Source organism: Methylobacterium sp. WL9, assembly GCF_008040035.1.
GTDB lineage: Bacteria > Pseudomonadota > Alphaproteobacteria > Rhizobiales > Beijerinckiaceae > Methylobacterium > Methylobacterium thuringiense.
The window spans coordinates 1-13,236 of sequence record NZ_VRVE01000105.1; the positions used below are offsets into that span (position 1 = coordinate 1).

Consider the following 13,236-nt stretch of genomic DNA (forward strand, 5'->3'; position numbering starts at 1 on the left):
ACATGGGCGAGCACCGCGCCGGTGCGGTTGTCGACGACGAGGATCGCGGCCGACAGCGCCGGGCCGATGGCAGTGGCGCGCTCGGCGGCCAGGGTCTCGAGGCTCGCCTGCAGGCGCTTGTCGAGGGTGAGGCGCTGCACCCGCGCCTCCGGATCGGCGGCCACCGCCTGCTCGGCCGCATGCGCCGCCAGCATCGGAAAGGGTTTTCGCGATGACGGCACCGGTTCGGCCTTGGCGGTCTCGGCCTCCGCGCGGCCGATCACGCCGCGCTCGGCCGCGATGTCGAGCACCCGGTCGCGGGCGCGGCGAGCCTGCGCCGGAAACCGGTCCGGCCGTCGCGCCTCCGGCGCCTGCGGCAACGCGACCAGCAGCGCGCTCTCGGCGAAGGACAATCTGGCCGGCTCGCGGCCGAGATAAGCGAGGCTCGCCGCCCGCACGCCTTCCACCGGGCCGCCATAGGGGGCGAGCTGCAGGTAGAGATCGAGCACGCCGGTCTTGCCGAGGCGGCGTTCCAGATCGATCGCGCGCACCATCTGCCGGAGTTTTTGCACGAGCGAGCGCTCGGAGCGCGGCTCGACGAGGCGGGCGACCTGCATCGACAGCGTCGAGCCGCCCGAGACGATCCTTCGGTGGGCCAGCCATTGCCATGCGGCGCGGAGCGTCGCGGCCGGGTCGATGCCGGGATGCTCCTCGAAGCGGTGATCCTCGTAGGCCTTGAGCATGGCGAGGTAGCGCGGATCGACATCCCCCGCCGTCGCCGGCAAGCGCCAGCGGCCATCGGCGGTGGCGAAGGGGCGTAGCAGCTGGCCGTCGCGGTCGAGGATGACTGTGGAGCGGCGGGCGGCCTGGGTGAGGTCGAGGAGTGGGAGATTTTCTGTGAAACGCCAGAGGGCTAGGGCGGGAAGGACGATCGCGAGGCAAAACAGCGCGGTAGCCACCGCGAAAACCCTCCCCCCTCTGCGGGGGAGGGTGGCCCTCGCGTCAGCGAGGGTCGGGAGAGGGGAGCGCCATCTCCGGAAACGTCGCTCCCCTCTCCCGCCCGCTCCGCGGGCACCCTCTCCCGCAGAGGGGAGAGGGTTTTGCGGCAGCTCGCTCACCTACTTCGCCACCACCTCGACCGATCCGAACGCCGTGCGTCCGAACCGCTCGGGGCGGTACATGTCCTCGATGGTCGCGCCCAAATGCACGTAGGTGCCGGGCGAGACCACGCGGACCGTGTAGGCCGCCGAGAAGAAGGCCGACTGGTCGGGGCCGCGCTCGTAGGCGGCCACGAAGCGGTCGTCGCGGAACTCGGTGTGGTTCGGCTGCACGTCGCTCTTGGCGAAGGCGAGGCCGGTGAGCGCGTCCGCGTCGAGGAGCTTCGGGTTGTCGATCTCGAGGCCCGCCGGCAGCCGGTCGACGAGGAGCAGGCGGCCGGAACTCGCCTTGGCCTCCGTCACCTTGAGCACCACCACGAGGCGGTCGTTCTGGCGCAGCGGCTTCGTGGCATCCACCGCGCTGCCGTCGAGCCGGTAATAGCCGCGCTCCACCGTGTAGCCGCGCGATTCCGCCGGCTCCGGCGCGATCGGGTTGCCCGAGACGCCGACGACGAGCTGCACCGGTTCGCGGCCTTCGTTGGAGATCCGCACCGGTTTCGCGTCGAGGGCGGGCGCCTTGAAGAGCCGGGCGAGCGGCCCCTTGGCCACCGCGCCGTCGACGCTGAGGGCGAGGGCATCCGATTCCTTCGACAGGCTCTCGGCGGCCAGCACCATCCAGGCGTTCTCCTGGGTACTGGTAGAGCGACCGCTGGCGCGCTCCTCGCCGAGGATCGTCGCGACCGGCTGGATCATGCCGCCGGTCATGCCGGTCTCGGCGGCGAGCGCGATCAGCCCGGCGCCATCGCGCAGGCGCGAGCCGTAATCGGCGCGGTAGACGCCCCTGTCGCGCTCGGTCTGCAGGGATTTCACCGCCGAATCGAAGGTCTTCTGCGCCCGGCCGCGATCCCCGAGGAGGGCGAGGGCGGCGGCGAGCTGCCCCTTGCCCAGCGGCGTCGAGAAGTCGGCGAGCTTGGTGTCGGCGAGGTAGCGCAGGTCGCCCATCACCGGGCGTCCGTTACGGGCGAGCACGTAGGCCGCATAGGCGAGGTCCATCCCGCCATTCTCGACCTTGGTGGCGTTGGCAACAGTGTTGCGCAGCCGGTCGAGGGCGTTTGTGAAGGCTACCTGCGGCACGGCGAACCCGTGCTCGCGGGCGCGCGTCAGGAAGTCGGTGACGTAGGCGTCGAGCCAGGTGTCGGTGGCGTTCTCCGTCGACCACAGGCCGAAGGCGCCGCTCGAATCCTGGCGCGATAGCACGCGGTCGATCGCCTCGCGCACCCGCTCGTCGAGCCGGCCGTCGAGCCCGAGCTTTTCGGCGGCGGCGAGCGCGTTGACGTAGAGCAGCGGCAGGGCGCGGCTCACGGTCTGCTCGGAGCAGCCATAGGGGTAGCGGTCGAGCGCCTGCAGCAGGGCCGGCACCTCGATGCCGGCCAGCCGGTTGGCCGAGACCGAGACCGAGCCGGTGCCGGGCAGGATGTCGGCCAGCAGCTCCTTCGTGACGTCGAGGCTCGCGCCGGGCTCCAGCGGCCGCACCGTCCGCCGCACCAGCGCTCCGGTGCCGGGGCCGATCGCCAACGAAAAACTCTGGCCGGCGACGCCGGTGATGCCGGGGCCCGATAGGTTCACGTCGAGCTTCGCCGTGCCGGGGCCGGCGGCGGTGATCGGGATGACCAACTGGCCCTTGGCGCCGGCCGCGAGCGTCATCGTCGAATGCACCGCCTCGCCGCCGACCACCACGGGGCCGCTGAGGTCGAGATCGACGGTGTAGTCGCCAGCAGCGCCCTCGACGTTGTCGATGGCCACGAAGAAGCGCGAGCGGTCGCCGACATTGAGGAAGCGCGGCAGCGTGCCGGTGAGCACCACCGGATCGCGGACGATCATGTCGGCCGAGGCCTGCCCCACGCGGGACTTGGTCCAGGCGGTAACCATGAGCCGGGCCGTACCGTTGAAGGCCGGCAGCGACAGCGGAATCTGCGCGGTCCCGTCCGGTCCCACCGTGACGACGCCCGAATAGAGCGCCAGCGGCGCCTGGGTCGGCGGGGTGTCGGCGAGTTCGCCACCGCCCCCGTCGCCGCCGGAGCGGATCGCGCCGAGCGTGCCCTGCATGCCGTCGATCAGGTAGCCGTAGAGGTCGCGCAGCTCCGGCCCGAGCGCCTTCTGGCCGAAGAAGTACTGAATCGGGTTCGGCGCCTCGTAACGGGTGAGGTTGAGGATGCCGACATCGACCGCGGCGAGCGTGACCCGCGCCTCCTCGCCGGCCTGCAGCCCGGCGACCTTGACCGGGACGGTCAGGGTCTCGCGCGGGCGGGTCTTGTCCGGCGCGCCGATCGAGACGGCGAGACCGCGCTTGTCCTTGTCGATGGAGAACCAGGCGAGGCCGAGCGCCCGGCCCGGCATGCGCTTGGCGGCCTGGTCGAGGGGCCGGTAGGCGGTGGCGACGAGATAGGCACCCGCGCCCCATTCGGGTTTGACGGGGATCTCGACGGTCGAGCCGCCCTCGGCGACCTTGACGTCGATGACCTCGTGCAGCCGGTCTCCAACGATGGCGAGCGTCGCGGTGCCGGCGAACTTGGTCTGAAGACGGGCGCGCAGGCGCTCGCCGGCCGCATAGGCCGGCTTGTCGAGGGTGAGGTCGAGGAGGTCGGGCACGTCGGCGCTCTCACCGCCGCCCCAGCCGACGGTGAAGGACACGCTCGCCGCCGCCAGGGGCTGCCCGGCGAGAGACGCCTCTAGCCGATAGTTCCCAAAGCTAACCGGAGCGGTGATGCGGGCCGGTGCGTCGGCGGTGAGGTCGATGCGGCCGTCGGCGACCTTGCGGGTCGACTTCACCGGTTCGAACTGCCAGCGGCCGTCCTCGCGGTACCACTGGTAGTTCTTTTCGACCTTGACGAGGTTCCAGCTCACGCCTGCTTGCGCGAGGCGGCGACCGTCGGGCGCGGCCATCACCACGTCGAAGCTCGCGGGCGCGCCCTCGGCGAGGTCTCCGGAAAAACCCTTTCGGATGCCGAGCACGGGCGCGCCCGGCAGGATCGGCAGGGTGACGCTGCGGCTCAGCGCACGGCCGCCCGGCTCGCCGACGTTGAGCGTGATCTTCGCCTCCAGCGGCCGCGGGCTCGCGACCTCCTGCACCGGCACCGTCACCACCGTGCGGCCCTGCGCATCGGTCGTTGCCTTGTCGCCGATCTCGGCCGTCGTCGCCTCCACCGCCTCGTCGTCGAGGCCGATGGCGTAGCCGTCGAGGCCTTTGATCCCGCTGCCGGTCGCCGCCTGCACCGCGACCGAGCCCGATACCTCCAGCCCCGAGCCGGGAGCGCCGTAGAGGTAGCGCGCGGCCACGTCGATCCTGGCCGCCTCGCCCTTCTTCAAGGCCGGCGTCTCGGGGGTGAGGCTCACCTCCAGCCGCTCGGGCACGTAATCCTCGACGAGCCAGCTCGCCTCGCCGACGGCAGGGGCCTTCGGGTCGGTGAAGGCGGTGACACGCCACGTCCCGCGCATGGCGCCCGCCATCAGCGGCAGCGAGAGCGAACGTCCGCCGAGCCCCTCGTCGGCGACCGAGACCCGGCGGTACTCGACGCCGTCGGGCCGCTTCACCACGAGCGTCAGCGGCAAGCCGGCGATGGCCACGCCCTGCGGATCGCGCAGAAGGGCGGTGAGCTGCACGGTCTCGCCGGAGCGGTAGACCCCGCGCTCGGAAAACACGAAGGCCTCGGCCCCGGTCGTGACGGCGCGGCCCTTCACGCCGCGGTCCGACAGGTCGAAGGCGGCCTGGTTGAGGTCGAGGAAGCCGTAATCGTCGCCGAGCTGCGCCACGACAATCCCCGGTGCCAGCCCGCCCTCGCCACGGGCGAGGCCGGCCGGGATGCTCGCGAGGCCCTTGGCGTCGGTCTTCGCCGTGGCCAGGACATCGTTGTTCTTGGCGATCAGCCGGATGTCGGCGCTGGCGATCGCGTTGGCGGATGCAAGCGAGCGAGCCAGCACGTGCACGCCGTCCCGGCCCTTGAAGGCGGTGAGGCCAAGGTCCGACACCACGAACCACTGCGTCGCCTGTTGCTCGTAGCCGCCCTCGTCGTCGGAGGCCGAGGTGGTGCCGCTCGCCTTGGCGAGCATGATGTAGAGGCCGGGCTCCAGCTTGCCGACCGCCTCCAGCACCGGAAACGCCGTGATCGCCTCGCGGTTGACCTCGGCCTTGGCCGTGTCGAGCGTGCCCTTCCAGACCCGCACGCCCTTCTCGTCGGCGATCGTCTTGGCCGTCGAGCCGCTGAGCTGGCCGAGAAACTCTTCCGAGCGGAGCGCCGGCAGCAGCCCGCGGTCGCCGATGCGCAGCACCTCGACGTCGACCTTGGCCGCATTGACGGAGACGAGCGGCACGCCGGATTGTCCCGTCCGCGGCAGCACGTAGTTGCGCCCGGTGAAGCGCACCTGCGGCGAGCGATCCCGCACATAGATCTCGTAATCGGCTGATTTCAGAAGGGTTTCGCCGACGGAGGACGGCAGTCCCTGCCGCACGACGAAGGCGTAGCGCTCGCCGTGCCTGAGCCCGTCGATGCAGACCTGCTGGCCCTCCGCAGTCACCGCGGCGTTGGCCGCGCCCGAGACGGCGACGAACGGCGTGAAGTCGGTCTTGCGGGCGAGCTGCTCCGAGAAGGTGAAGCAGGCGCGCGGCGCTGCGGCGTCCGAATCGACCTTGTAGTCGGTGATGCGAAACCCGTGTTCCTCCCGCAGTTTTTCGTAGGCGGCCCGCGTCTCGGCCACGTCGCGGATGCCGAGGCTGGCGCGATAGGCGTCGAGGGACGGGCGCCACTCGGTCTGGGCGGCATAGAAATCCCCGAGATCCGACAGGGCCTTGGCTTCGTCGGCCGGGTTCTTCGCGCGGAGATAGGCCTGGTAGGCTGCGGCCGGGGCACGCTCCTTCAGCTTGGAGCGCGAGGCGTAGTCGCCCTTCTCCTCGTCGACGCCCGCGGCGTTGGCGGTGCGGGCGTAGCCGAGCCAGTTGCGCGGGTCCGACGGGTCGGCGGAGACGGCGGCCGCGTAGGCCTTCAGTTCCGCATCGGCGTCCGCGTTCTCGGAATCGTCGGCGGCCGCCGCCTCCGCTTCCTTGCGCCATTGCGCGGCGGTCTTGCCGTTGGCCGGAGCCTCGCTCCTGAGCGCGCTTTCGAGGCGGACGCCCTGGCTCGCAAGCGCCTCCTTCACGTAGCTTTTCGGGACGGGAGCGGTCGCCGTTCGCGCGATGGGAGCCGGCGGGCGCGGTGCCTGGGCCGAGGCCGGGACAGCCAGGAGCGCGAGGACGGCGCATGTGCCGAGACGGCGCCCCAACAGGCTGTTTCGCGATATGGCCACGTCTGCACCCCGTCAGAGCCGCCGGACCGGCGGGGCGGCACGCTAGCACGGCCGTTGCCGGCCGCAACGTCCGTTAGCCGAGTATCCTTTCGGCGAGGAGTACTCGACAGATCGTGATTTCTCTTGCCTCTTTGCGGCGAAATCTGTCTCCGGTCACCGCGTCGGCGTACTGGCCGGTGTCGCGATGTGGGGAGATTCGAGGATGACGATCCAGCGCGCTGTCCTGGCGGCCTCCGTCTGCGGCCTCGTTATGCTCTCGGCCGCCCATGCGCAGGTCCCCGCACCGTCACCGGCGCCAGCACGCACGCCCGTGTCGCCGACGGCCAAACCCAAGCCGGCCGTCCCGGCCCAGCCAGCGGCCGACCCGGCCTACGAGGCGGCCCGCGCCGCGTTCGAGGCGCTTCCGGAGGCCCAGCGCAAAGCGATCCAGGATTCGCTCGTCTGGACCGGCGACTACAATGCCGTGACCGCCGGCACCTTCGGCCGCCGCACCTACGAGGGCATCGTCGGCTGGCAGCGGCGGCAGGGCGTCGAGCCCAGCGGCATCCTGGCATCCAGGGACCGCCCGGCCCTCGACGCGGCCGGCGAGGCGGTCCGAAAGTCACTCCGCTTCACGGTCCAGGCCGATCCGGCGAGCGGCGCGGTCATCGGCGTGCCGGAGAAGCTGCTCGCGAGGAAGAGCCCGCTGCCGCGCGGCACCCGCTGGCAGAGCAGCGACGGCCGGGTGACCCTCGACACGACGTCCTCCCCGCCAGGCGGCAGCGATCTCGACGCCCTGTTCGAGCGCGCGACCGCCGTCACGCCCGAGCGCAAGGTGACCTACAAGGTCAAGAAGCCCGACTTTCTCGTGGTGACCGGCGAAACGCCGACAGGCCGCTTCTACATCCGCCATGCGGCGGGGGCGGACGGCATCCGCGGCTTCACCATGAGCTACGACAAGGCGTTGACCGTGGAGGTCGACCGCCTCGTCATCGCCGTGGCCAACAGCTTTCGGCCGTTCCCGGAGGCTGCCGCGCCGTCCGAGCCGAAGCCCGGCGCGATGACCGCCATGACCCTTTCGGCCGGCAGCGCGAAGCCCGCGGCCATCCCGGCTACGCCGCTCTCGCCTCCGCCGCTCTCCGGCTCCACCGCGCGTCCCGCCGCGACGGGCCTCGCCGTCAGCGGCGGCCGGGTGCTGACTGCGGCGGCGGCCCTGGAAGCTTGCCCGAACCCGCAGATCGGCGGCGCTCCGGCACGAATGGCGCTCCGCGATTCCACCGGCGCCCTCGCGCTGCTGGAAACCGGGCAGCGCGCGCAGAATGCACAGCTGCCCGCGCTCCGCGCCGAACCTCCGGCCTCCGGCGACGCCCTGGTGGTACTTGGGGCCGAGGCGAAGGGCGCGGCGGTCGCTCCCGGCATTGCCGGCACAGGCAGCGTCTTCGCCCCGCTCCAACCCGGAGCCGGGGGAGCCCCGGTGCTCGACCGCTCCGGCCACCTCGTCGGCCTCATCGCGCGCTTCCCTACGGCCCCGCGCCTCATCGCCGGGGTGATGCCGCCGACGAGCTACGCGCTCGTCCCCGCCGGCATGATCGCCGCCTTCCTGGCGCAGGCGGGCGTCGCGCCCGCAAAGCCCGCTCCGGCGAACCCGCAGGCTGCGAGCCTCGGCGCGGCGGCGGCTCCGGTGCTGGGGTCGGTCGTCGCGATCACGTGCGGACGGTAGGCGCAGCGGATCGCCGAGAGAGCCACAACACGAGACACATGCCCAAACCCCGATGGACTACGGCCGACATGCCGGCGCAGGATGGCCGGCTTGCGATCGTGACCGGCGCGACGAGCGGCATCGGCTACGCGGCGGCCCTGGCGCTCGCCGGGGCCGGGGCGCGGGTCGTGCTGGCCGCGCGGGATGCGGATCGGGCCGAGCGGGCGATGGTCGCGATCCGGCGAGAGCATCCGGGTGCCGCGCTGGAATTCCGGCCCCTCGATACCGCACGTCTGTCCTCCGTACGGGCCTTCGCCGGGGCGTGGCGGGCGGACGGGCGACCGATCGACGTCCTGCTGTTGAATGCCGGCATCGCCTGGGTCCCGCAGAGGCAGGAAACCGAGGACGGGTTCGAGCGGCAGCTCGCCACGAACTATCTCGGACATTTCGCCCTGACCGGGATGCTGCTCCCGAATGTCCGGCCCGGGCCGGCCTCGCGGATCGTCCCGGTGGCGAGCATCGCCCACCAACGCGGCACGCTCCGCTTCGACGACCTGCAATTCCGGGCCTACGATGCGCGCTCCGCCTACCGGCAATCGAAACTCGCCATGCTGATGTTCGGGCTCGAGCTCGACCGGCGGCTGCGGGCGTCCGCGTCGGCGATCCGCGCGATCCCTGTCCATCCCGGCATCACCCGTACCGCCATCATCCGCCGTGGCGGCGGGGCCGGCCCGGTGCAGCGGCTGACGGGACAGCTGGTGTTCGGCCTGCTCGGCCAATCGGCGGCGCGAGGCGCCCTGCCGCTCCTCTACGCTGCCACGTCTACGGAGGCGGCCGGCGGGACCTATTACGGGCCGGACGGGATCGGCGAGGCACGCGGCTGGCCGAGCGTGTCCGAGATTTTTTCGCATGCTCGCGACGAGACCGATGCGCGGCGCTTGTGGGCCGGATCGGAGAGGCTGACGGGCGCGCCCTGGTTGTCCTGAGGCGATGTCGAGATGCGTGCAGGGCTGTCCGGAGACATCGGGGCTACGGGCTGGGTGGCGCGTCTTCTCCGGCAGCAGGTCCGTGTATTCCGAACCACGCACAGGGCAGGCGATGCCCGGCGGACGCGTCTCTCTCGGGGAAAGCCGCAATGCCCGGCTCTGTAGCGATGGCGAGCGAGCCGGGTCGCTTGTGCAGGCGCAGACGACCCGCTCTCGGCGACACCGACGTCGGGAGCACGGCCGTCGCAATCGACGGCGTCAGGCCGGCATGCTCGACGTCTCGAACAGAAAATCATCGACCGAGGGGATCGAGACGGCGAGGCTCGCGCCGTAGGAGGCCTTCGACAGCCGCCACGGGCGCTCGGCCCGGGCGCGGATCGCCTCGGAGGGGCGCAGACGGCGCAGGGTGCCGTCCTCGGCGACCTCCTCGATGGTCAGGAAGCCGTAGACCTGCAGGCGGGAGGCGATGAGCTTGGTGTCGCGGTCGTCCGCGGCGAGCACCATGGTTCCCGTGGCGTAGACCGCGTCCATCAGGCTGCGCTGGTGGGCACGTTCCCGGCCGCGGGCACCGAGCGCCACGCTCTCGGCCGAGCGTGCCGCCATCAGGCCGGCCGGCCGGCGAAAGGGAATGACGTTGTCCGTCGCCGCCGCACTACGCATACGCAACACCCTCGTCTCGAACACGGACCGGTGGTGGGCGCGCTCAGAGGGCGCCCTTCCGGTGTTCGCGACAATGGTCCGAGTCGGCTTAATGCCCGCTTAGCCATGCCGGGACGCAGGTGTCCCGGTTCGTTCCGGCCCGGGATTTAGCGCAACGCCACAGCGAAGGCGCCTTCGGTCTTCGCCTTGATCTCGCCCTCGGTGACGCCGTCGGCGAGTTCGACCAGCGTCATGCCGCCCTCGCCGTGCTTGTCGATGGTGAAGACGCCGAGATCGGTGATCACCATGTCGACGACCTGGGTGCCGGTGAGCGGCAGATCGCAAGATTTCAGAAGCTTGGCCGATTCCGAGCCGTCCTTGTTCTTGGCGACGTGCTCCATCACCACCACGACCTTCTTGACGCCGGCGACGAGGTCCATGGCGCCGCCCATGCCCTTCACCATCTTGCCGGGGATCATCCAGTTGGCGAGGTCGCCGTTCTGCGCGACCTGCATCGCGCCGAGGATCGACAGGTTGATGTGGCCACCGCGGATCATCCCGAAGGAATCCGACGAGGAGAAGTAGCTCGTGGTCGGCAGTGCCGTGATGGTCTGCTTGCCGGCGTTGATCAGGTCGGGGTCTTCCTCGCCCTCGTAGGGGAATGGACCCATGCCGAGCATCCCGTTCTCCGACTGGAGCTGCACCGTCATGCCGTCGGGGATGTAGTTCGACACCAGCGTCGGAATGCCGATGCCGAGATTCACGTAGAAGCCGTCCTGCAGCTCCTTGGCGGCGCGCTCCGCCATCTGGTCACGGGTCCAGGCCATCGTCGTGAATCTCCTCGGGACGAATTTCCCTCCCCCTTGTGGGGAGGGGTCGGGGTCGGGGTGGTTCAGAAGGCACCGTCACGCTCGATCCGGCGCCACCCCCACCTCCAACTCCTCCCCACAAGGGGGGAGGAAAGAATCTCAGACCGCGCCGCCGCCGGCCGCGGCAGGCGCCGCATCCTTGCGCTTGCGGGTGGTGCGCTGCTCGATCTGCTTCTCGCGCACCGGCACGTGGATGATGCGCTTGATGAAGATGCCCGGCGTGTGGATGAAATCCGCGTCGAGCTCGCCCGGCTGCACGAGGTGCTCGACCTGCGCCACCGTCACCTTCGCGGCGGTCGCCATCATCGGATTGAAGTTCCGCGCCGTCTTCCGGTAGATCAGGTTGCCCTCGGTATCGCCCTGGTAGGCGTGGACGATGGCGAGGTCGGCGAAGAGCCCGCGTTCCATCACGTAATGGTGGCCGTCGAACTCCTTGGTCTCCTTGCCCTCGGCGACCTGCGTGCCGTAGCCGGTCTTGGTATAGAAGGCCGGAATGCCGGCGCCTCCCGCGCGGATGCGCTCGGCCAAGGTGCCCTGCGGGTTGAATTCGATCTCGAGTTCGCCACCGAGATACTGGCGTGCGAACTCCTTGTTCTCGCCGACATACGACGAGATCATCTTCCGGATCTGGCGCGTCTCGAGCAGCTTGCCGAGGCCGACGCCGTCGACGCCGGCATTGTTCGAGATGACGGTGAGGTCCTTGACGCCCGAGGCCTGGATCGCGGCGATCAGCTCGTCCGGGATGCCGCAGAGGCCGAAGCCGCCGGCCATGATCGTCATGCCGTCGTGCAGGAGCCCGTCCAGGGCCGCCTTCGGATCCGGATGCACCTTCTTCATCAAGCCCGTCCTCGAAAAGCCGCCCGCCCGCCTGTCCGATGAGGTGCGTGCGGGCCTGATGTGCACCGCAGCGCGGGTCGTCGTCAAACCTGCGACGCAATTTCAGTCAACGAGGCGCCGTCCCAAGCCGCCGCGGTCTGCGGGAGACCTGTTCCCCGGGCATTCGGCGGAGAGACAAGCCGCCCTGGACCGGCTAGGTGTAGCGTCCGTAGGGCCGTCTCGAAGCCGGCCTGAAGGGCGTCCCGCCGGTCTCGACACGTCCGGTTTCGCAATCGCGCGCCCTCACGGAGTGCCATGACGCCGCGCCGTACCCTGACGACCTTCGGCCCGGCCGTGGCGCTCTTTGCCATGATCTCCGGGCTCGTCTGCGGGTGCGTGCCCTGGTCCGTGGACGTTCCGAGCGCCGCCGCCTTCGTCGGCCGGGGCCTCGCCGAGAGCTACGGCATCGTGCTGACGCCACGGGGCAGGACCGAGATCTCGCTGCTGCCCCTGCCCCGGATCGGCTTCTCCGACATCCGGCTGAGCGCCGGCACGGCGGACGGCCCGGTGCTCTCCGAAGGTGGCAGCCTCACGGTGCAGCTCAGCCTCGCCTCTCTGTTGCTCGGCCGTGCCGAGGTGGTCTCGCTCAGCCTCGACGGCGCACATGTGGCGCTGCCCGCGAGCGACGACGACACCCGCTGGGCCGGCCCCCTGAAACGGATCTCCGAGACGCTGTCCGGCGGCGACGTCTCGCACCCGCGCAGGCTCACGCTCAGCCATGCCACGGTGACCGGCCGCGACCCCCGCGACGGCCGGCCCGAGACGGCGCGCGACGTCGACCTCGCCCTGTCCTGGCCCCTGTGGAGCGACAAGGCGGCCATCGCTGGCGGCCTGACCTGGAACGGGGCCTCGGCGCGCTTCACGCTGACCTCCCTCTGCCCCGCCGATCTTCTGGCCGGCCGCGAGACGCCGTTCACCGCGGCCCTGACCTGGCCGGCCGGCTCGCTGGATGCGGACGGCGTGGGCAGCCTGGCCAACGGCCTGACGCTCGCTGGACAGGGCAGCCTCAAAACCCGCTCGCTGCCCGAGACCCTCGCCTGGACCGGCGACGATATCGGCCTGTCGCCCCTGATGGAGTCCTTCTCCGTCGAAGGCAGCTTCGAGGCCTCGCGCGACGGCTTGCGCCTGCCCTCCATGCGCGTCAGCGCCGGCAGCACCGTCCTCGAAGGGGCAGGCTCGGCCGAGATGACAGGGCGCCGGCCCTCGATCCGCGCGACGCTCGATGCCCAGGAAATCAACCTCGCCCCGGTTCTGGCGGGGCTGCTGCGCGTCGCCGGCCTCGACGGCGACGACGGCTGGGGCCGGCATCCGCTGGCGCTCGGGCCGCTGACCGGGGGCGATCTCGACCTGCGCCTCTCGGGCGGCAGCGCTCGGCTCGGGCCCATCGTCCTTGAAGACCTCGCCTCCAGCGTGATCGTGCGCGCCGGCGGCATCGACGTCACCCTCGGGCGGGCGAGCCTGCGCGGCGGCACGCTGAAAGGCCGCGCCGCACTCAGGTCCCCCGCCGGATCGGCCGCCGACGAGACCGAGGTGAAGGCGCAGGGCGTCTTCGACGGGCTCGACCTCGGCACCCTGCTGGTGGATCTCGGCGAATCGAGCTGGATGCTCGGCACCACGCAGGGGAGCTTCAGCATCGAGGGCCGCGGACGCGATGCCGCCGGCCTCGTCCAGACCTTCGCCGGCCGCGCCGTCCTCGCAGTCGATGGCGGCGCCATCGCCGGGCTCGACCTCGCCGACGTGATCCATCGCGGCGGCGCGGTGGCGCAGGGCGCGCT

General features: G+C 71.0%; 8 protein-coding genes. 3 read left to right on the forward strand and 5 right to left on the reverse strand.

Annotation, left to right across the window (positions count from 1 at the left end; genetic code table 11):
- Nucleotides 1–938 (reverse strand): transglycosylase domain-containing protein (locus FV217_RS20150; RefSeq protein WP_246683035.1); only part of this gene is annotated, 938 nt, incomplete at its 3' end.
- 159 nt (nucleotides 939–1,097) lie between these two features.
- Nucleotides 1,098–6,407, reverse strand: coding sequence for an alpha-2-macroglobulin (locus tag FV217_RS20155; RefSeq protein ID WP_147819260.1), 5,310 nt, complete (start codon nucleotides 6,405–6,407; stop codon nucleotides 1,098–1,100).
- Between the two features lie 208 nt (nucleotides 6,408–6,615).
- Here FV217_RS20155 and FV217_RS20160 point away from each other — a divergent pair, with 208 nt between their 5' ends.
- Together FV217_RS20160 and FV217_RS20165 are read left to right on the forward strand one after the other, a co-directional pair.
- A complete protein-coding gene (locus tag FV217_RS20160) occupies nucleotides 6,616–8,112 on the forward strand; it encodes a serine protease (RefSeq protein ID WP_147819250.1) in 1,497 nt (498 codons plus the stop codon).
- Nucleotides 8,113–8,150: 38 nt separating this feature from the next.
- Nucleotides 8,151–9,077 (forward strand): oxidoreductase, encoded by a 927-nt coding sequence (locus FV217_RS20165; protein WP_147819252.1) that lies wholly within the window; start codon nucleotides 8,151–8,153, stop codon nucleotides 9,075–9,077.
- A 258-nt stretch (nucleotides 9,078–9,335) separates the two neighbouring features.
- On the opposite strand, the gene FV217_RS20170 is transcribed toward FV217_RS20165, so the two are convergent.
- From FV217_RS20170 to FV217_RS20180, 3 genes are all read right to left on the reverse strand, one after another.
- Nucleotides 9,336–9,737, reverse strand: a complete 402-nt coding sequence (locus tag FV217_RS20170; RefSeq protein WP_147819262.1) for a hypothetical protein — start codon at nucleotides 9,735–9,737, stop codon at nucleotides 9,336–9,338.
- Nucleotides 9,738–9,883: 146 nt separating this feature from the next.
- Nucleotides 9,884–10,543, reverse strand: a complete 660-nt coding sequence (locus FV217_RS20175; protein WP_147819254.1) for a 3-oxoacid CoA-transferase subunit B — start codon at nucleotides 10,541–10,543, stop codon at nucleotides 9,884–9,886.
- 141 nt (nucleotides 10,544–10,684) lie between these two features.
- Nucleotides 10,685–11,422, reverse strand: a complete 738-nt coding sequence (locus tag FV217_RS20180; RefSeq protein WP_147819256.1) for a CoA transferase subunit A — start codon at nucleotides 11,420–11,422, stop codon at nucleotides 10,685–10,687.
- Nucleotides 11,423–11,716: 294 nt separating this feature from the next.
- On the opposite strand from FV217_RS20180, the gene FV217_RS20185 reads away from it, so the two are divergent.
- On the forward strand, nucleotides 11,717–13,236 hold a 1,520-nt coding region (locus FV217_RS20185), incomplete at its 3' end, for an AsmA family protein (protein ID WP_147819258.1).